At 46.4% G+C, this 20952-nt stretch carries 18 protein-coding genes; 8 read left to right on the forward strand and 10 right to left on the reverse strand.

The window, feature by feature from the left end; genetic code table 11:
* The 4 genes from ACUJFK_RS03445 to lpxC all read left to right on the forward strand — a co-directional run bounded on the left by ACUJFK_RS03445 (position 1) and on the right by lpxC (position 4239).
* Complete coding sequence (locus tag ACUJFK_RS03445; protein WP_445426094.1) at positions 1-759, forward strand: cell division protein FtsQ/DivIB; 759 nt, start codon at positions 1-3, stop codon at positions 757-759.
* A complete protein-coding gene (gene ftsA, locus ACUJFK_RS03450) occupies positions 756-1991 on the forward strand; it encodes a cell division protein FtsA (protein WP_306177257.1) in 1236 nt (411 codons plus the stop codon). The genes ACUJFK_RS03445 and ftsA overlap by 4 nt, the downstream gene beginning before the upstream one ends.
* A 26-nt stretch (positions 1992-2017) precedes the next feature.
* Complete coding sequence (gene ftsZ / locus ACUJFK_RS03455; protein WP_226752151.1) at positions 2018-3181, forward strand: cell division protein FtsZ; 1164 nt, start codon at positions 2018-2020, stop codon at positions 3179-3181.
* Positions 3182-3327: 146 nt separating this feature from the next.
* Positions 3328-4239, forward strand: coding sequence for a UDP-3-O-acyl-N-acetylglucosamine deacetylase (lpxC, locus tag ACUJFK_RS03460; RefSeq protein ID WP_445426095.1), 912 nt, complete (start codon positions 3328-3330; stop codon positions 4237-4239).
* 77 nt (positions 4240-4316) lie between these two features.
* Here the strand turns inward: lpxC and ACUJFK_RS03465 are convergent, their stop codons facing one another.
* The gene (locus tag ACUJFK_RS03465) at positions 4317-4790 is read right to left on the reverse strand and encodes a DUF721 domain-containing protein (RefSeq protein WP_236128895.1); all 474 of its coding nucleotides are present in this window, start codon (positions 4788-4790) and stop codon (positions 4317-4319) included.
* Positions 4791-5010: 220 nt separating this feature from the next.
* Here ACUJFK_RS03465 and secA point away from each other — a divergent pair, with 220 nt between their 5' ends.
* A complete protein-coding gene (gene secA, locus ACUJFK_RS03470) occupies positions 5011-7731 on the forward strand; it encodes a preprotein translocase subunit SecA (protein ID WP_445426096.1) in 2721 nt (906 codons plus the stop codon).
* The gene (gene mutT / locus ACUJFK_RS03475) at positions 7715-8122 is read left to right on the forward strand and encodes an 8-oxo-dGTP diphosphatase MutT (RefSeq protein ID WP_445426097.1); all 408 of its coding nucleotides are present in this window, start codon (positions 7715-7717) and stop codon (positions 8120-8122) included. The genes secA and mutT overlap by 17 nt, the downstream gene beginning before the upstream one ends.
* Positions 8123-8225: 103 nt before the next feature.
* Here the strand turns inward: mutT and yacG are convergent, their stop codons facing one another.
* From yacG to ACUJFK_RS03510, 7 genes are all read right to left on the reverse strand, one after another.
* Entirely contained in the window at positions 8226-8465 is a 240-nt protein-coding gene (yacG, locus tag ACUJFK_RS03480; RefSeq protein WP_226752146.1) for a DNA gyrase inhibitor YacG, read from the reverse strand.
* A gap of 190 nt (positions 8466-8655) precedes the next feature.
* Positions 8656-9408 (reverse strand): cell division protein ZapD, encoded by a 753-nt coding sequence (zapD, locus tag ACUJFK_RS03485; protein WP_226752145.1) that lies wholly within the window; start codon positions 9406-9408, stop codon positions 8656-8658.
* Positions 9405-10043: a dephospho-CoA kinase gene (gene coaE / locus ACUJFK_RS03490; protein ID WP_445426098.1), complete on the reverse strand. Its 639-nt coding sequence runs from the start codon at positions 10041-10043 to the stop codon at positions 9405-9407. The genes zapD and coaE overlap by 4 nt, the downstream gene beginning before the upstream one ends.
* Complete coding sequence (locus ACUJFK_RS03495; protein ID WP_445426099.1) at positions 10040-10918, reverse strand: prepilin peptidase; 879 nt, start codon at positions 10916-10918, stop codon at positions 10040-10042. The genes coaE and ACUJFK_RS03495 overlap by 4 nt, the downstream gene beginning before the upstream one ends.
* Positions 10915-12147: a type II secretion system F family protein gene (locus ACUJFK_RS03500; RefSeq protein WP_445426100.1), complete on the reverse strand. Its 1233-nt coding sequence runs from the start codon at positions 12145-12147 to the stop codon at positions 10915-10917. The genes ACUJFK_RS03495 and ACUJFK_RS03500 overlap by 4 nt, the downstream gene beginning before the upstream one ends.
* Before the next feature lie 47 nt (positions 12148-12194).
* Positions 12195-13895, reverse strand: coding sequence for a type IV-A pilus assembly ATPase PilB (gene pilB, locus ACUJFK_RS03505; protein WP_445426101.1), 1701 nt, complete (start codon positions 13893-13895; stop codon positions 12195-12197).
* 278 nt (positions 13896-14173) lie between these two features.
* Positions 14174-15007, reverse strand: a complete 834-nt coding sequence (locus tag ACUJFK_RS03510; protein ID WP_445426102.1) for a substrate-binding periplasmic protein — start codon at positions 15005-15007, stop codon at positions 14174-14176.
* Positions 15008-15196: 189 nt separating this feature from the next.
* Here ACUJFK_RS03510 and ACUJFK_RS03515 point away from each other — a divergent pair, with 189 nt between their 5' ends.
* Both ACUJFK_RS03515 and ACUJFK_RS03520 read left to right on the forward strand, forming a co-directional pair.
* A complete protein-coding gene (locus ACUJFK_RS03515) occupies positions 15197-16009 on the forward strand; it encodes an HDOD domain-containing protein (RefSeq protein ID WP_226752139.1) in 813 nt (270 codons plus the stop codon).
* A 308-nt stretch (positions 16010-16317) separates the two neighbouring features.
* Positions 16318-18246, forward strand: coding sequence for an alpha-amylase family glycosyl hydrolase (locus tag ACUJFK_RS03520; protein WP_445426103.1), 1929 nt, complete (start codon positions 16318-16320; stop codon positions 18244-18246).
* 186 nt (positions 18247-18432) lie between these two features.
* Here the strand turns inward: ACUJFK_RS03520 and ACUJFK_RS03525 are convergent, their stop codons facing one another.
* Together ACUJFK_RS03525 and ACUJFK_RS03530 are read right to left on the reverse strand one after the other, a co-directional pair.
* Complete coding sequence (locus ACUJFK_RS03525) at positions 18433-19659, reverse strand: MFS transporter (protein WP_445426104.1); 1227 nt, start codon at positions 19657-19659, stop codon at positions 18433-18435.
* 195 nt (positions 19660-19854) lie between these two features.
* On the reverse strand, positions 19855-20880 hold the full coding sequence (locus tag ACUJFK_RS03530; RefSeq protein ID WP_445426105.1) for a LacI family DNA-binding transcriptional regulator: 1026 nt from the start codon (positions 20878-20880) through the stop codon (positions 19855-19857).
* Between the last annotated feature and the right edge of the window lie 72 nt (positions 20881-20952).

Consider the following 20952-nt stretch of genomic DNA (forward strand, 5'->3'; position numbering starts at 1 on the left):
ATGACGAACACTGCGACCGTACCAGCTACACCTAGCCGAGCCGCTTTTATCGCGGGGCTGGTGTTTTTTGGCTGCTCGTTAGTGTTTTTAGGTTATTTAACGGTGAAGTTAGTGCAATGGGTACAAGATCAACAAAGTGTACCGATTTCACAAGTGAAGTTGTATGGCAATTTTCAGCATTTGGATGCCAAAGCGTTACAGCAGCGCATTCAACAGGAATATGTCGGTAACTTTTTTAGAGTGAACGTGGATCAGGTGCAGCAGTTCCTGCAACAACAACACTGGGTTTATCAGGTCGCCGTGCGCAAACAATGGCCTGATACCTTGGTGGTGGTGGTGACAGAGCAGCAACCGGTCGCGGTGTGGAATTCAGAGCAGCTGATCAACAACAAAGGGGTGGTGTTTGATGCCCCACTCGAACAGCTGACCACTTCGCTACCCCTATTGCATGGGCCACAAGGCTCAGCGCAGGATGCCCTGAACATGTTTACTAATATGCAGCAATTGCTGCAGCTACATGAGTTTAGTGTACGGCAAGTTTGGTTGACCGAGCGTTTTGCTTGGCGCCTAGAATTAGCCGATGGCTTACAGCTGCAACTGGGCAGGGAAGAATCATTAAAGCGGCTTCAGCGGTTTGTTGAGTTGTATCCCACCATGCAGCAACACAAGATAAACGCCGCCATGGTGGAAGTGGATTTACGTTATGACACGGGTATTGCCGTGCGCTATGGTGCAACAGAGACAAAGAGAAAAACATGACAAAGTCATTAGAGCGGGATTTGATTGTAGGCTTGGATATCGGTACTGCCCAGATTAAGGCGGTTGTGGGCGAAATTACCGCAGACAATCAGCTGAGCATCGTGGGGGTTGGCACCCATGTTTCGCGTGGCATGGATAAAGGCGGCGTCAACGACTTGAACTTGGTGGTGCAGGCAGTACAGCGCGCGATCAATGAAGCCGAGTTAATGGCGGATTGCCAAGTATCGTCAGTGTATTTAGGTATTACCGGTAAACATATTCGTTGCCAAAACGAAAGTGGCATGGTGCCGATTAACGATACCGAAGTAACCAACGAAGACGTGGCCAATGTGATCCATGCGGCGAAATCGGTACCCATTTCCGCCGAGCGTCGCATGTTGCATGTCTTACCTCAAGAGTTTTCAGTCGACATGCAAGAGGGCATTAAAAGCCCAGTAGGTATGTCAGGCGTTCGGATGGAAGCGCGGGCACACATTATTACTTGTGCGAACGATATGGCGAAGAATATTGAGAAGTGTGTCGAGCGTTGTGGCTTACATGTTGATCAGCTTATTTTCTCGTCGCTGGCATCAAGTTATGCCGTGTTAACCGACGACGAAAAAGAGTTAGGGGTCTGTGTGGTGGATATCGGCGGTGGCACTATCGATATTTCGATCTTCACCAATGGCGCCTTACGCCACACGGCAGTCATCCCGGTAGCGGGCAATCAGGTAACCAGTGATATCGCGAAAATTTTCCGTACACCAATTAGTCATGCGGAAGAGATTAAAGTGCAGTATGCTTGCGCGCTGCGCAGCATGGTGGGTAAAGAAGAAAGCATCGAAGTACCCAGTGTGGGGGGGCGAGCTGCGCGATCTATGTCGCGTCATACCTTAGCGGAAGTGGTCGAACCGCGTTACCAAGAATTATTTGAACTGGTGCAAGAAGAAATTCGCTCCAGTGGTTTAGAAGAGCAAATTGCTGCCGGTTTAGTGTTAACCGGAGGCACCTCCAAAATGGAAGGTGCGGTCGAATTTGCCGAAGATATTTTCCAGATGCCGGTGCGGGTCGGTTATCCGATGCATATCACTGGTTTAAAAGAATATGTTAATGACCCGGCCTACGCCAGCGTCATTGGCTTGTTACTCTATGGCAAGGACGTGCGCAGCCAAAACAAGGCAGCCAGTCAAAGCCGTGATTCAGTCAGCAGCTTTTTTAAAAAAATTAGCAGCTGGTTCAATGGTCAGTTTTAAGTAAGCGTAAAAACGGAGAGAGAGCTATGTTTGAGTTAATGGAAAACCACAACCAAGAAGCGGTTATTAAAGTGATTGGTGTTGGTGGTGGCGGTGGTAACGCCGTGGAATATATGGTTGCCAGCAATATTGAAGGCGTAGAGTTTGTGGCGGCGAATACCGATGCCCAAGCACTACGTAATTCCTCTGCCAATGTCACCTTACAACTGGGTGCCAGTGTAACCAAAGGTTTAGGTGCGGGTGCGAATCCAGAAATTGGTCGTCGTTCAGCAGAAGAAGATCGTGAAACCATCAAGAAAACCCTACAAGGCGCGGATATGATCTTTATCGCAGCCGGCATGGGCGGTGGTACGGGTACAGGTGCTGCACCTATCGTTGCGGAAGTGGCGCGTGAGTTGGGTATTCTGACTGTTGCGGTTGTGACGAAACCTTTCCCATTCGAAGGTAAAAAGCGTACTGCTTATGCTGATGAAGGTATTTTAGAGTTAAGCAAACATGTTGACTCGTTAATTACTATTCCTAACGATAAGTTATTAAAAGTATTAGGTAAAGGCACTAGCTTGCTGGATGCCTTTAAAGCCGCGAATAACGTGTTACTGGGTGCCGTGCAGGGCATTGCTGAACTTATTACGCGTCCAGGTTTGATCAACGTTGACTTCGCCGACGTACGTACTGTGATGTCAGAAATGGGCACTGCTATGATGGGTACTGGCCGTGCCAGTGGTCCTGACCGTGCAGAAGAAGCCGCTGAACAAGCGATTTCTAGCCCACTGTTAGAAGATATCGATTTATCGGGTGCGAAAGGTATTTTGGTAAACATTACCGCCGGTTTAGATATCAGTATTGAAGAGTTTGAAATTGTCGGTAATGCCGTCAAAGCTTTCGCTTCAGAAAATGCGACCGTGGTAGTGGGTGCCGTTATTGACCCAGAAATGCATGACGAATTACGCGTTACTGTGGTAGCTACCGGTATCGGTGCGGATCGTCGCCCAGATATCAGCTTAGTACCAACGCATCGCGCTGAACCTGTTACTACCAGTTATGTCCAACACGGTAATGCTGTGCGCCAACCGGCTCCTGCGGTTGCGGCACAACGTGAAGAGTTGCCACAAACTAAGCCACAGGCAGAAGCAAAAGGCGGCATCGATATTTTCGATATCCCAGCGTTTTTAAGAAAACAGGCTGATTAATCGCTGTCGCTTTGCGACAGCGTAAAGTGGACATAGTCAAGCAGATGAGATTCATCCGCTGTTAAGCTAATAATTGGCATACTATTAGTGATGTGCTATGCTGCGCGCCCGTTTATGATTGCTTACTAATTGAGCAGGAAAAACTTATGATTAAACAACGTACCATTCAACAGACTGTTAGCTCTGTCGGCGTGGGTTTACACAAAGGTGAAAAGGTTACGCTTACTCTCCGACCTGCACCTGACAATACCGGTATTGTATTCCGGCGTGTAGACCTGTCTCCGGTAGTCGATTTCAAAATCACCCCTTCGTTAGTGGGCGATACTGTAATGTGTACCTGTTTGATTAATGAACAGGGTGTGCGGTTATCTACCACTGAGCATTTAATGGCTGCGATTGCTGGCCTGGGCATTGATAATTTAGTTATTGATGTTGATTCAGCCGAAATCCCAATTATGGACGGCAGCGCCAACCCATTTGTCTATTTGTTATTAGAAGCGGGTATTGCCGAGCAGCGTTTAGCGAAGAAGTTTATTCGCATTAAACAAACGGTTCGGGTAGAAGACGGTGATAAATGGGCAGAATTTAAGCCCTACAATGGCTTTAAGTTAGATTTTGCCATTAACTTTAATCACCCGATCATTTCAGAAACCACGCAACACGTGGTGATGGAGTTTTCAGCCGCCAGCTTTATTAAAGAAATCAGCCGTGCGCGTACTTTCGGCTTCCTGCACGAAGTTGAATTTTTACGTGCTAACAATTTAGCGCTGGGTGGCAGTATGGATAACGCGGTGGTGCTCGATGAGTTCCGCGTGTTAAACCAAGATGGCCTGCGTTATGACGATGAGTTTATTAAGCACAAGATGTTAGATGCCATCGGCGATCTTTACATGGCTGGCCACAGTATTTTAGGTGAGTTCCGTTCGTATAAAACAGGTCATGGTTTAAATAACCAACTGTTATCATCGGTATTGGCCAAGCAAGAAAACTGGGAATTTGTGACCTTTGAAGATAAGGCAGAAATGCCGATATCCTTTTTAGCACCGCAACTTGCCTAAGAAAAAGCCGCTTAGCGGCTTTTTTTTCGTCTGCAATTTAGCATGGGATCTCACTTAATCGGTTTTAAGCCTTGCCGTTAGCGCGGTGTGTTATCCGGCATATTACGCAATAAGCGTTGTAAGGCTTGTTGCACTGGGCCATCGGTTTGCGCAGCGGCCTGTTGTAACTGTAAGCGGGTATCATGACTTAAGGTTGCACAATAGGGTTTTGCCGGTTGCTCTTGCACGTGTAATGGCTTTGTTTGACCTACAGGTGACACTTCGATATCAATCCCTGCTAATTCAGGCAAGATTTTTTTGCGGAAATTGTCTAGAATGGCGTCGCGTTGCATTTTTAGTCGCGTAGCCCAGGCTGCCGAACTACATAAAATAATCGCTCGCCCCTCTTTAATGGTTGCGACCTGACAAGAGGTGAGTTGTGTTAATTGCAGGATCTGACACAATTCTGCATTAAGTTTACCGATTAATTGAAACTGCTGTTGCACGCCAGCCAGAGTGCTATGACTAAAAAGTTTAGTTAAATCTTCTGGTTTATGGCTATAACGTTTCATTTGCAGCAGCCTGTTTGGAATAGTAAAGCAACGCACAAAGTGTAACAGTTTTTAGGCTGCGGCAGTAGCAGTAGCCACTGCCCTTGAAAGCGGGATAAACCATCACCATATCCTGTAAACTTTGGCCCATGTCTGAGCATTAAGCCAGACCTCACACTGACGATAATACTGGCATGGCCAGGGCTGCATTGCAGCTTTAACTTAAAATGGTATCTGGATAATGTTTGGAAAATTTTTTGCCAAATTAATTGGTAGCCGTAATGACCGTTTCTTAAAAAAATTAAAAAAACAGGTACAGCAAATCAATGCGCTGGAAGCGGAATACGAAAAGCTGAGTGATGAACAATTAAAAACGAAAACCAGCGAATTTAAACAGCGCGTGCAAGACGGCGCAACCTTAGACGACATTCTGCCTGAAGCCTTCGCCACCGTGCGCGAAGCCAGTAAGCGCGTGTTTAATATGCGCCACTTCGATGTGCAGCTGGTCGGCGGTATGGTGCTGCATCAAGGTAAAATCTCGGAAATGCGTACCGGTGAAGGTAAAACCTTAACGGCGACTTTGCCTGCCTACCTTAATGCACTGAGTGGTAAGTCGGTACATGTTATAACCGTTAACGATTATCTGGCAAAACGCGATGCGCAAACTAACGAGCCGCTGTTTACCTTCTTAGGCTTAACTGTGGGTGTTAACGTGCCCGGCATGGCACACCCAGAAAAGCAAAAAGCCTATGCCGCCGATATCACTTACGGCACCAATAATGAATTCGGTTTCGACTATCTACGTGACAACATGGCGTTCTCGCCACAAGAACGTGTACAGCGCGATCTGGCTTTTGCCATCATCGATGAAGTGGATTCAATCCTGATCGATGAAGCGCGGACACCACTGATTATCTCCGGTCCCGCCGAAGACAGCTCTGAGCTGTATAAAAAGATTAACGTGCTAGTGCCCGAGTTAGTGCGGCAAGAAAAAGAAGACGAAGAAGATAAACACGGTGATGGCCACTTTACTGTGGATGAAAAAGCGCGCCAGGTGTACTTAACGGAAGCGGGTCAAATTCAAGTCGAAAACATGTTGCGAGAGCGCGGCATGATTGGCGAACACGACACCTTGTTCTCTGCTGCAAATATTACGCTACTGCACCATGTATATGCTGCTTTACGTGCGCACCAGTTGTTTAAACGCGATGTTGATTACGTTGTAAAAGATGGCGATATCGTTATTGTCGATGAGCACACGGGCCGGACAATGGAAGGCCGCCGTTGGTCTGAAGGCTTACACCAAGCGGTAGAAGCTAAAGAAGGCGTGCGCATTCAAAACGAAAACCAAACGCTGGCCTCTATTACCTTCCAAAATTATTTCCGCTTATATGACAAATTAGGCGGTATGACCGGTACTGCTGATACCGAAGCGTTTGAGTTCCAACAAATCTATGGTTTAGAAACCATAGTGGTACCGACCAACAAGCCGATGGTACGCCAGGATCTGGCCGATTTAGTGTATTTAACGGCTGAAGATAAATACAACGCCATTATCGAAGATGTGAAAACCGCTCGCGATACTGGCCGCCCTGTGTTGGTAGGTACGGCGTCAATTGAAAGCTCAGAATACTTATCAACGTTACTGAACAAAGCCAAAATTACCCACCAGGTATTAAACGCTAAGTTTCACGCTAACGAAGCACAAATTATTGCTGATGCCGGTCGTCCAGGCACGGTCACTATCGCTACTAACATGGCGGGTCGTGGTACCGATATCGTCTTAGGTGGCAGTTGGCAGAGTGAATTACAAGCCTTAGGTGCCGATGCGGATGCCGAAGTGGTTGCGGCAGCGAAAGCAGCATGGCAGAAACGCCATGATGCCGTGATTGCAGCCGGTGGTTTGCATATCATTGGTACTGAGCGTCACGAATCGCGTCGTATTGATAACCAGTTGCGTGGTCGTGCCGGTCGCCAAGGTGACCCAGGTATTTCTCGTTTTTACTTATCGCTAGAAGATGCCTTGATGCGGATTTTCGCCTCAGATCGGATGGCGGCGATGATGCGCCGTATTGGTATGGCACCAGGTGAAGCTATCGAGCACCCTTGGGTCAGTCGTGCCATTGAAAACGCACAACGTAAAGTGGAAGCGCGTAACTTTGACATTCGTAAGCAGTTACTTGAATTTGATGACGTAGCCAATGACCAACGTAAAGTGGTGTATGAGCAACGTAACGACTTGTTAGATGCCAACGATATTAGCGAAACCATTCATGCCATACGCGATGACGTTGTTAACAGCATGATTAATGACTATATCCCGCCACAGTCTATGGACGAAATGTGGGATATCCCGGGTTTAGAGCAGCGTCTGCAAGCCGACTTTGGCGTGGCATTGCCTGTTAGCCAATGGTTAGCGGATGACAAAAAGCTGTTTGAAGAGAAGCTACGTGAGCGTATTCAAGCAGAAGTGAGCGCGTCTTACAATTCAAAAGAACAGATGGTTGGCCCACAAGTGCTACGTCAGTTCGAAAAAGCCATTATGTTACAAAGCTTAGATACACACTGGAAAGAGCATTTGGCGGCGATGGATCACTTGCGTCAAGCGATCAACCTACGTGGTTATGCGCAGAAGAATCCGAAGCAAGAATATAAGCGCGAATCTTTTGAGTTATTCACCAACATGTTGGATGCACTGAAACTGGATGTGATTGGTATTCTTAGTCGCGTGCAAGTAAAAGCGGCAGAAGATGTTGAAGCAGTTGAAGAGCAACGCCGTCAAGCTGACAACGTACCGCATAACTATCAACATGCGGATGCCGAGTCGTTAGCTAGTGATTTACCAGAAGGTATGCAAAACGCTGCCCCAGTGATGCGTGACGGCGCAAAAGTAGGGCGTAATGACGCCTGTCCTTGTGGTTCAGGTAAAAAATACAAGCACTGTCATGGCCAACTTAGCTAAGTCGGTGTTGCATGTGGCTGTTGGCGTGATTGTGCGCCAGCAGCAGGTGTTGCTTGCCTTGCGCAAAGCAACACAGCATCAAGGGGGTAAATGGGAGTTTCCAGGCGGAAAGCTGGAACAAGGTGAGTTAACAGAGCACGCCCTGGTTCGCGAATTAGCCGAAGAGATTGGTATTACAGTGCAGGCCAGTTCCCCTTTGCTGCAATTGCGGTATCAATATCCAGAGCGTGAAGTGTTTTTGGATATTCGTTTGGTTACTGCGTTTACTGGTGAGCCGCAAGGCTTAGAAGGTCAAGCGGTAAAGTGGTTTGCTATCAGTGAGCTTGATACTATTGCACTGCCCGATGCCAATCAGCCAATTGTTGAGCATCTGCAACAACACTTTCTCTAACACCTAAAACTCAAAGCTCAAAGCTCAAAACTCAAAACTCAAAACTCAACACGCACAGCTAAGCTACTGCTTCACTGTGCACTGAGTTAAGCGCATTTTTGTATTAATCCGTATTTTTAAAAAACTGATTATCCTGCGCCATCATCTCTTGTTCTAATTCTGCTAAATACGCTTCTGATAACGCTGCATCAATCGGCATTTTATCGGGAATACGATGATTTTCTGCTGCCCAATCACCTAAGTCGATTAACTTACAGCGCTCGCTACAAAAAGGGCGAAATACCGATTCGGGTTGCCAAATAACCGGCGTTTTACAGGTAGGGCATTGAATTGTAGTGGTCATGCAGGGCTCCTCTAACGGCTGCTGCTGCGAGATCTGTAGCAGCAACAATAAACACACGTGGATTGTAACAGATCAGCTCTGTATGCGTTAGGCACAGCCAGAGAACTTATCTGCAGGCCAGATTAAAAAATGACGGCAGCAAGTAAAAGCTTGCGATATTAGTTGTATTAAAACAGCAGACTTGCCAGTGCTAACAGCATGCCAATTGAAAACTTACCGCTTCAGCACACACACTGCGGCCGGCTTGCTCGGTTAATTGCATAAAGCGGATGGCGTAGCGATAACGATTACCGCTCACCGTAGGAAAAGAACCACCCGACTGCTGATATTTAATGCGCAGCAGTTCAAACTGTTCAGCATTTTGTTGGTAAAAACCGTTATCGCTGCTGATCGTTTGAAAATGGCCACGTTCACGCACAAAACTAAGTACAAATTGAATGGCTTGCTCCGTTTGTTGCAAGGCGTTATGCCATTCTGCGCGCTGCTGTTGTCGCTCTGCTTGTGGTAAGGCTAGCCAGTATTGTAGCTGTGGCATATCAAAGTAACAGCAACCACCGGGTAAGCCAAACCGTTGGCGCAGCGGCGCTAAAAACACATCATCTTTGATCGGGCTACTTAATTTGCCACTGCGTAATAAGTCACTTTGTAAACGCAGCGCTTGTTGCAGCATCACTTGCAGCTTTTTATCAGACACCGATGGATGGCGTGACCATTGCACTAATTGATTTTCACAGCGTTCAATATCTTTGAGTAAATCGGGGCGGATATCATGCCGATCTAACACATCAATCAGTGTAAATAACGCACTAAAATAACTGAGCTGCTGTGCTTCATTTTCAAGATCGGCAAGGCTGTTAAGTTGGGTAAATAAATGCTCAACCCGTAAATAAGTGCGGATTTTTTCATTTAGTGGATGTTCGTAAATTAATTCGGCAGTCGTCACTGCGATTTTTCACCTATTTTTTGGCTCATGGCAAGATACGCTTGATGTAAGCGGCTAATTTGCGGCAACAACTCTGCGGCAGTGCCATTGTTATCGATAACATCATCCGCAGCGGATAAGCGAGCGGCTCTGTCGATTTGTGCTGCCATAATGGCACGAACCTGGTTTACACTGTTGTTATCTCGCGTGGTCGTGCGGGCTAACTGCGTTTGTTCGCTCACATCCACAACCAGCACTCGAGACACCAATTTATCTAAGCCATTTTCAAGTAATAATGGCGCTACCAGAAGTGTATACGGTGTTGTGCTGGCCGCCAGTTGGCTAAGTAACTCGCTGCGGATCGCTGGGTGGAGTAAGTGTTCTAACCAGCGTTTGGCGGCGCTATCGGCAAAGATGGTCTTGCGTAATGCTGCACGATCCAACTGACCATCTGCTAATAAAATACCCGGGCCAAAGTGTTGCACGATAGCCGCTAAACAAGGGCTGCCAGGCATAACCACTTCGCGTGCAACGATATCCGCATCAACATAGTGAGCGCCCAGCGCTTTAAAATGTTCTGCTACCGTGCTTTTACCGCTCCCTATGCCGCCAGTCAGGCCAATCAGCAGTGATGTTATTGCAGTAGGCTGCTTCATAGGCCGAGATAATGCAGATAGGCGCCCGTCATTTGCTCACCCCAGAGCATGGCAATCCAGCCTGCTGCGGCAATATAGGGGCCAAAGGGGATAGGGGTCGCTTTATCTTTACCTTGAATGCTGAGCAAAGTCACACCAATCACCGCACCAACTACAGACGACAGTAAAATGATCAGGGGTAATTGCTGCCAGCCTAGCAATGCACCAAAAATCGCCAACAGTTTAAAATCACCATAACCCATACCTTCTTTGCCGGTGAGTAACTTAAAAGCCCAGTACACCGACCACAGGCTTAAATAACCGGCTGCGGCACCAAGCAAGGCTTGTTCTGGATTAACTATGGCACTGCTAGTGATGCTAAATAACAACATCAACCAGAGCAGGGGTAAGGTCAGCTGATCCGGCAGCAGCATTTTATCAATATCAATAAAGCTCAGCGCCACTAAGCCCCAAGTTAAAAAAATCAGTACTGCACTGGTCAGGGTAGGACCATATTGCCAAGCCACTAAAGTAGACAGTACGGCTGTTAACAACTCTACCGCAGGATAACGTGCACTAATGGCGGTTTTACACTGCCGGCAACGGCCTTTTAAGCATAGCCAACTTAACAGCGGGATATTATCGTAAGCGGCAATCGGTTGTTGGCACTTGGGGCAAGCTGAACGTGGTACAGCTAAGTTAAAAGGGGTTGCTGCTTTATGTTGCTGGTTAGGCTGAAAATATTCTTGAAATTCCGCCTGCCACTCACGCTCCATCATAATCGGCAGCCGATAAATCAGCACATTTAAAAAACTGCCAATCACTAAGCTGAGTAACGCCACTAGGCTTAAAAAAAGCCAAGGATAAGTGTTAAAAATAATTGTTATTTCATTCATCTAACAATATTGCCTAATTGGAAGATCGGTAAATACATCGCGATAATCAAACCACCAATAACTACCCCCAGCACGGCCATAATCATCGGCTCTAACAAGGCAGTAAGGCCGTCTACCGCATCATCGACTTCTTGCTCATAAATATTAGCGACCTTTGATAGCATACTGTCTAAAGCCCCCGATTCTTCACCGATAGACACCATTTGGATAACCATTTCCGGGAAGCGCTCAGTTTGTTTCATCGATAAATGCATTTGATTACCGGAAGAGACTTCATCGCGTATTTCCATAATAGCATTACGGTAAATCTCATTGCCTGAGGCGCCCGCAGCCGACTCTAAAGCCTCAATCAGTGGCACACCAGCAGCAAAGGTAGTGGATAGGGTGCGAGCAAAACGTGCGACCGCCGCTTTGTTCAGAATATTGCCAATTACTGGCGCTTTTAAAATAAATAAATCTGAAGCCGTACGAAATTGTAGGTTATTTTTATACGCTTTGCTTGTAAGGTAACCAGTGAGCAAAATGATGCCTAAAACGACCCACCAATAGCTTTGCATTAGCTCAGAGATACCTAAAACAAATAAGGTAAACGCGGGCAATTCAGCACCAAAACCCGCAAAAATTGAGGCAAATTGTGGTACTACAAAAATTAAAAGGATTGAAGTTACTATCGCGGCTACTACAAGAACTGCAATGGGATAAAACATGGCTTTTTTGATTTTTGACTTTAGCGCTTCGGCTTTTTCTTTATAAATGGCAATGCGATCAAAAATCCGATCTAAGGCACCCGATTGCTCACCGGATTTCACTAAATCACAATACAGCTCATCAAAATACTTCGGGTGTTCGCGCAGTGTCTCTGAAAGCGGTAAACCCGCTTGAATTTTCACTGAGATTTTTTGCATTAAAATACGCAGGCTTTTGTTATCTGAGCCATTGGCAATGAGATCAATTGATTGCACCAAAGGCACACCCGCACCCAGCATAGTGGCGATTTGTCTCGTAACAATAGAAATGTCTGCTGCGGTAATTTTGGTTTGATCACCAAATAATGACTTGGGCTTTTTTCTAACGGTGATTGGCGTTAAACCTTGCTGTCTTAATAGTGCCTTACCTTCAGCAATACTGCCCGCTTTAATTTCCCCCGATTTTTTTTCACCTTTACGGTTGAGTGCTTTGTAAGTATGGGTATGCAGCTCTTTGATTTTGAAATTATTGTTCTGCGCCATCTGCGATTGTCCTTTTGCGGCTCTTAAAGCGTTGGTCTAGGGCTTGTTTAGCCTTTGGTGACCCGATTGACTTCAGCTAAACTGGTCACACCCGCCGCTGCTTTTAGCAAGCCTGAGCGGCGCAAGTTATTAATGCCATCCAGTTTTGCCTGATTAGCGATATCAATGGAGTTACCGTTTTGCATAATGATGTCTGCCATTTTCGGGCTGATCGGCATAACTTCATAAATACCCACGCGGCCTTTATAGCCATTGGTACAATGCTCACAGCCAACCGGTTTAAAGATTTTGATGTTATGCACTTCATCTTCTTCATAACCTTGGCGCAGTAATTCGGCCTGCGGGATCTCTTCTTGTACTTTGCATTTTGGGCAAAGCCGCCGCGCTAAACGCTGGGCAATAATCAACGAAACCGAACTGGCGACGTTATAAGCCGGTACGCCCATGTTAAGCAAGCGTGTCAGTGTTTCCGGAGCTGAGTTGGTGTGTAATGTCGATAACACCAAGTGACCGGTTTGCGCCGCTTTAATGGCGATTTCGGCCGTTTCTAAATCGCGGATTTCACCCACCATCACCACATCCGGGTCTTGCCGTAAAAAGGCGCGTAAGGCGGTAGCAAAAGTTAACCCCGCACGGGCATTCACCTGTACTTGGTTGATGCCAGGCAGGTTAATTTCGACGGGGTCTTCCGCGGTAGATATATTGGTTTCTTCGGTATTCAGAATCGCTAAGCCGGTATACAGCGATACGGTTTTACCGCTACCGGTAGGGCCGGTTACTAAGATCATGCCTTGTGGCTGGGCTAAGGCATTTAAATACAGTTGTTTTTGTGCGTCCTCATAACCCAAGATATCGATACCCAGCATGGCGCTGTCTGAGTCGAGGATCCGCATTACGATTTTTTCGCCATACAATGTCGGCAGGGTGCTGACCCGAAAATCGATAGATTTTTTTGCGGAGAGTTTTAGTTTAATGCGGCCATCTTGCGGTACACGTTTTTCGGCGATGTCTAGCCTTGACATCACTTTTAAACGGGCACATAGCCGTGTGGACAGCGCAACAGGTGGGCTGGCCACCTCAGTTAAAATGCCATCAATTCGAAAGCGGATCCGAAACATTTTTTCATAGGGCTCAAAGTGTAAATCTGAGGCGCCTTTACGAATAGCATCTAATAAAATTTTGTTGATAAAGGTAATGATCGGCTGATCTTCTTTATCGCTTTGTATGGCAGGCGCATCATCGGTTTCTTCTTCGACCACACCCATGGCCGTCAAATCCCACTCGCCATCACCTGAGCCCAAGCTGGCATAAGCATTTTCAAACAAGCGTTCGATCAGCTTGGCTAATTTGTCGTACTGCACGATGACGATTTCAGCATTTAAGCCGGCATTAAATTCGAAATCTTCAATCGCCGCCATATTGGTCGGATCCACCACCGCCAGATACATGGTTCGGCCTTTTTTGGCCAACGGCAGCATATCGCTTTTACGTGTCAGTTTTTCATTGCGTAAGTCTTCGGGAATAGAGCTGACATCAAAAAAATCCAGATCCAGCATGATGTGCTGGCTAATGCTATTCGCCACTTCGGCTAACTTAACTGAATCGAGTAGCTTTTCGGTGATTAATAGTTCAGGCAAAGTACGATACTGTTTACCCTTTTCGGTAATCAGTTTCGTCACTTTATCGCCATCAATAATGCTTTGCTGGATCAATTTCTTGAGCAGGGTGGAATTACTCGTCACCGCCATAGTGGCCGTTTACTCCGGTAGCTTGAAGTTAAACAATTAGTTAAGAGTATGCCAGTATCCTTTAACTATTCAAGATTTACTGTCAATTATCCGGCAGATAGTCTATTCGAAAAGCCTGAGCGCAGCACGATATGACTTTGCCAGTTCTGTTTATGAAAATACGGCCAAGTAAACCATGCTCAGCAGTGAGTTTTCTGAGCAAAATAACAGCAACATTGCGCTTTTTATTCTGCTGGGTTTACGAGGCCGCATTTTTTAAGGCATAGTAGCTAAACGTGTTATTGCTGATAGCGGCTGATTAATTCAGCCAAGCTACCATTTTGCTGCAAGGCGCTAATAGCTTGATTAAATTCGGCTAGTTGTGATTCTGATATACTTTTTTTACTGAGCATAAAGTACACCTCAGATGGCGCCAAACTGAGTGAGAGTGGCTGTATTTGTTGGCTCAAAGCTTTACGGCGAATAATCGCGGCAGCGACAAAGCTATCTTCTAAGGCACCACTGATCTCTTCATCTTGTAAGCGCGCTAAATTAAGTTCGCTGATCTGGGCGTTAACAAAGGCTTGCGGTTTTTCGCCATACAATTGATTAATTAAGTCACCATAATAATAACCACTGACCACACCGATAGTATGGCCTGCCTCGATGAACGCTGGAAAATCGGCATAATCCATTTCCACCTCGGTTCTGGTCAGTAACACAAATTGTTCTTGTCGATAGGCATTAGAAAACCAAGCATAACGTTCACGTTCAGCATTCTTTGAGGCGCCGGGTAATACATCGAGTTCACCGGCTTGTAGCTGGCTTAATAAATTCGCCCAGTCACCCGGCACCAGTTGTAACTCACAATTGAGTTCGCGGGTCAGCGCTTGCAAAATGTCGATATCTAAACCCTGTGGTTGTGCGGCTTGCCCTAAATAATGGTAAGGCTCCCAAGCATCAAAGCCAACTTTTAACAGACAAGTGTCGGGGTGCACCGGTTCGGTGGTCACTGCAACTTCTGCTATCGGATTCATAGTCGGGGCGGCTGGCGTATTCGGTTTACAACCTGTGAGCAGCAGGCTAGTGAATATCAGCGTAATCGGATAAAGAAACATAGGAACACTGCGCATAGCAAAACTCCTTAGATTAAATTGACTTAATAAGTGTAGGTGTTTTTGCTTGCTTTACCAGTAAGGCTATTTGGCAGGGCTCTATTGCAAAAAAATGCAGAAAAGTTAGGTAAAGCAATAGCTAATCAAGGCAAAAATGCACTATGCTGATAATTAAAACCATTTAATCGTTATGGGATTACGTTATTTATGCGTCAACTTATCGAAAAAGCGACTACTCTGCCATCCATTCCAAAAGTGTTACAAGAACTGATTGCTAGTTTTCAGAGTGATACCGTGAGCAGCGAACACATTGCCAGCATTTTAAGCAATGACCAAGCGTTAACAGCAAAAGTATTGCGTTTGGCCAACTCAGCCAAATACGGCGGTCATCGGAAAATTGGCTCCGTCAAAGATGCGGTGTTAGTACTTGGCACCAGTACCCTGCGTACCCTAGTGTTATCGGTTGGCTTAGCTGGCAGTTTTAAGGCTATTCCAGGTTTCGATTTACCTGCTTACTGGCGCTATTCGTTTCGGATGGCGAACCGGGCAAAGTATTTAGCCAAGCTGATTAAAGCTGATGCTGAAATGGCCTACACGTGCGGTTTATTACACGGCGTGGGGGAATATTTAATTCACATCGTTAAACCCGAAATGGCGGTGTTAATTGATCAAGAAGTGGCTGCGGGTAATCGCCGCCGCGAAATTGAGATGAAACATTTAGGTTTTGATTTTACCCAAGCCGGTGCCGAGCTGGCACGGCATTGGCATTTTCCGGAAGAGATTGCTCAAGCTATTCAACATCAATACACACCCGCGAAGAGCGGCACCTTAGATCCTTATGCCTCTTTACTGGTACTAAGCCGCTATTTAATTGAGCATGAGCAGGATATACAAAAAGAACAATTTGAGTTATTCCCAGCAAAATTAGCGCATGCTCTCCATTTGCAATTAGACGACGTTTATAAGCATATTCTAGCTATGCCAGATGTTGATGCTGATATTGAAATGCTAATGGGTTAAGCCATTCGCAAGGGCCTGCTCGTTTGTTACCGGGTAGGCCTGATACAACCTCCTGTTTCCCCAAGCCCGCTTTGACATTACTCAAGTTCATTTTCGGTTATGATTCATTATGACATTCGTATGCCAACACCCTCTTAAGCCCTCTTGCAAAACATCAAAACTTAATTGATTAAGATGTGATTTTTAGTCTCTACAGTTTGCTGGCATTTAGCTGGAAATAAATTGCTTATTTTTTAGCTTTTACTTGAATTATCCCAAGATAAAAGCAAATATACAGAGTTAAGACAAGAAGACAAAGGTAGATCGCCATGCAAAAAACAGCGACATCATTATTAGAAAATTCGAGCCAATTACAATTAGAATGCGCAATCATTCTTAAACGTTATAGTTCGACACTTAAAGCCAGTGCGAAAAGTCGTTGGCCCATACTCGAAGCGCGTTTGCAGCAGCTGTTACCACAGTTGCTGCCACTGTATCTAGAGCTGTATGGTGAGCGTTACGATTGCCATTACCATTTAGAACAATTACTGAAGGTGTTAGCCAAAGCGCTGGCACAACGGCCGGATTATTTGCTGCAAGAAGATGAAGATCCACAGCAGTGGCATAAAGCGCCAACGGCGCTGGGCTCTGCTTGTTATGTCGATTTATTTGCGGGCGATTTTAAAGGTCTTGAGCAGCGTATTCCTTACCTTCAGCAAACCGGCATCAATTACTTGCATTTGATGCCACTGTTTAAAGCACCTGAGCCAAACAGCGATGGCGGTTATGCGGTATCCGATTATCGCAAAACCATGCCACATCTCGGCTCAATGCCGCAACTGGCTGAGCTGATGCAAAAATTGCATAGTGCAGGGATTAGGCCTGTACTCGATTTTGTGTTCAATCATACCTCTGATGAGCACCGCTGGGCCGAAAAAGCTAAAGCCGGTGAGCAGCAATTCCAAGATTATTACTTTTTTTTCGATGAGCAAGAACGCGATCAGTATGCGCCCTGGCTACGAGAAATTTTCCCAGAAATTCGTCGGGGTTGCTTTACCTTTGAACCCCATGCCGAGCGCTGGGTTTGGACGACCTTTAACAGCTTCCAGTGGGATTTAAACTACGCTAACCCGGAAGTGTTTAGTGCTATGGCTGAAGAAATGTTGTTTCTGGCCAATCAGGGCGCTGCAGTGTTGCGGCTGGATGCTTTAGCCTTTGTTTGGAAAGAAGCCGGCTCCTCTTGTGAAAACCTGCCAAAAGCGCATACCTTGATCCGTGCCTTTAATGCGGTAGCAGCGATAGCAGCACCGGCTTTACAATTTAAATCAGAAGCTATAGTGCATCCAGATGAAGTCGTGAAGTACATTGCGCCGCAAGAGTGCCAGTTATCTTATAACCCACTGTTAATGGCCTTACTATGGAATAGCCTAGCGACCCGTAAAACACGCTTGTTAACCGAGTCATTGCAACGACGTTTTGCGATTGATCCACAGTGCAGTTGGGTCAACTACATTCGCTGCCATGATGATATTGGCTGGACTTTTGATGATAACATTGCCTGGCAGTTAGGCATTAACCCTGAACATCATCGGCAATTTTTAAATCAGTTCTATACTGGGCAGTTTGCTGGCAGCTTTGCCACGGGCGTTCCTTTTCAGCAAAACCCAGTAACCGGTGATTGTCGGGTGGCGGGCATGCTAGCGTCATTAACGGGCGTCGAGCAGGCGGTGCAAAGTGGTAACGCCACGCATTTACAATTCGCCTTAGCGCGTATTTATCTCCTTAACAGTATTATTCTCAGTATTGGTGGCTTGCCGTTACTTTATATGGGCGACGAGCTGGGTTTACTCAATGATTATGCTTATCAGGATGATCCGCACAAACGCGACGATAGCCGCTGGGTTAACCGCGTTGCCGTTAGCGAACAACAGTTAGCTGAAGCCCACAACCCAGACAGTCTCTCAGGTAAAATCTATGCTCAGCTGCAACAGCTTATTCGCACACGTAGCCGTTTAACGGTATTGGGGGCGGGGCAAACCGAGATCCTACAAAGCGGTAATCCGCATTTGTTCGCTTATCGGCGGCAATTAGATCAACAAAGCATGTTATGTGTGGTCAATTTTAGTGAAGAGCCGCAAGTTTTTGTGGGTGCCCCTGGTAGTCAATGGCGCGAAGAGCTAAGCGGTGAGTTGTTGCATGGTCGCAGCTTACATTTGGCGCCTTATCAAGTGCTATGGTTAAGCGCAACGGTGAGTTAAAGGCGGTTATTGATTTACGGCTTAGTCTACTAAGCCGTATTCCTTTCAGCCTTGTATAGATTTAATTTTGATAAAAAAAAGCCCCGCAAGCGGGGCAAACTACAGAGAAAACGTTCAGAGCTAGTAGGTAATATTATTCAGTTTGCTACTCAGCATGGCGCGGTTTGCTTAACTGATTGTATAAGTCTAATGTGTGGCTTTTTGCAGTTGCTGCTCTGCCGGGTTAAACAAGAAGTTCCACCACAAACCGATACACAGCAGCACGGCAAAGCCGGTGGCCAGATAAAAGCCATAGCGCACATCACCAAACATATCGCCAACAATGCCCATCAACAAAGGCCCTAAAGCAGCGGCCAAAGCGGTAAAGGCCAAAATTAAGCCTGCGGCAGCGCCGTGCTGATTGCGCGGAAAGCAGCTAATGCCTTTAGAGTTTAAGGTGGGATACATCATCGACATAAAGAGCCCCGACAGCGGCATGAGCCACAGTGCCCAAGCAATACCTTGCCACATACTGACGATAAAACAGGCTGCGATCGCAGTACTAAACCAAGCCAATAAACTCGTCCAACAAAAACGGGTTAACAGCCATTCAGCTAAGAAGCGGCCCAGCGTGCGTAAAATAAAAAATACCGTAATTGCATGTGCTGCCATGGTGGTCCATTGGCCATCATATTGTTGCAGTAAGGTCGGTAGCCAAACAAAGATCGCCACTTCGGTTGCCACATAACAGGCGATTGCTAGCGAAAAGCCCAGCGCGTAGCGATTTTTAACTAAGGCTAAACAATCCCAAATCGAGCTTTGCGCTTGCGTAACATAACCGGGGTAATCCATGCGCCAAGCAATCAGCAGTAGTACTGCGCAAATAAAGCCGGCTAACAAGTAAAGCTGCTCCCAAGCTAGGTCATAACTCAGTAGCAGTGCCACTAAAGCGGGGCCAGCAATGGCACCGAGGCCAAAGAAACCTTCTACCCTATTCATTAAACGGGTATGACCTTGCGCATTGTTACTGATATCACCAATTAGCGCCAAGGCACCGGTTTTAAATAAACCAATACTTAAACCGCAAAGGCCCAGTAGCAACAAATAAAAGTTAAAGCTTTGGCCAAGTGCAAAGGCAACACAGGCTAACGTATAAATAAATAAGCCAAATAAGATGATCTTTTTGCGGCCCAAACGATCGGCCAGTTGCCCTAGGAATAACCCAGATAAGCCAATAAAGATCATCGGTACATAATGAAAGGCGGCGGCTTGCGTCAGTGTTAGATTAAACTGAGCCACCACTTCTGGAATAATAACGCCAACGGCATCTGTGGTCATAGCGAACACAAAAAACATTAGGCAGGTCATCCATTTAACCTGATTATGGGTGTGGTTATCCACCACGACAGCAGCGTGCGGTTGAGAGTTTTGCATGTTTCTACCTTGTTAAGATCAGCCTGAGGCTAACGTTATTTTTATCAGGTGATCGCTGTAGTGACTACATGTCGTCGCCTGTTTTTAATTAACTTAAAATTACACCTTAAACGATTAAGTTGCAAGGCTTCTGCACGATATTTAAACAAAATGCTGTTAGATTAACACAAGAGGATAGTCGGTAAGTCAGGCACCTTAGCAGCTGTCGCGTAAACGCAACTCACAATCAAGCAAAACATGTTGTTGCTGTTGGCCGCTCAGTAACAAACGGGCGGCAGTGCGGCCTTTCTCATCACTATGCTGGGCAATCGTGGTCAGCGCAGGGTAGGCACGCTCGGCCTCTTCAATGCCATCAAAACCGACAATGCGCAGATCTTCTGGAATGCGTAAGCCCAGTTGGCGGGCGACAGCGATGGCTCCTAAGGCGATGCGATCACTCATACAAAGTAATAACTGCGGCCTGGGATGTTGAGTAAGGGCTTCACGTGCTGCGGTTTCGGCATAATGATGCGTATTAACAGGGATATGCCACACTTGTTCGGCTGGCAAGGCTCGATTTTGCGCTTGCATCGCCGCTAAATAACCATCGAGGCGCCGCCGCGCGATGGATTCTTCTTGCTGATACAACTCGTTCGGTTGCATCCGACAGACACGGTCTGAATCCAGTAAACGTAAGCCCAATACTGCCACCTTGCCGGCTTGTTGGTGCAAGGCATACTCTGCAATGTCATAGGCATAACGGTAATTATCGATATTGACAGAACCCACATCGGGGAGGTTACAGTCGACGGTGATCATCGGCTTTCCACTGGCCAATACACGGTCGAGCTGCTCGGGGTTTTTCGAGCGGCCATAAATAATAAAGCCATCAGGCATGGCTTCGGCCGTGCTGTGCACCGCTTTGCTACCAGAGAGCAATAACATATCTTTACCCTGCTGCTGTAGTACTTCGGCAATACCTTTAATCAATTGGCTCGCTACCGGATCGCTAATGGCATAATCGAGTGAGTCGGCGAGTAAGATGGCAATCATATCTGAACGGCCGGTGCGTAAGCTGCGCGCCGTGGCATTCGGGCCGTTAAAACCGAGTTTTTCACTTTCGGCCAAGATATGGCGGCGCAAATCAGTAGATAGTTGGTCTGGCCGATTAAAAGCATTTGAAACCGTTGCCACGGACACCCCTAGGTGCTTAGCCAGTGATTTCAATGTAATTTTTGCCATACTGTACTATCCTTAAACTGCTTTTAGACTTGCACTACCGACGCAGATTAGATTTTCTAAAAAGAAAAAGCT

The organism is Alishewanella sp. HL-SH06 (assembly GCF_052656265.1).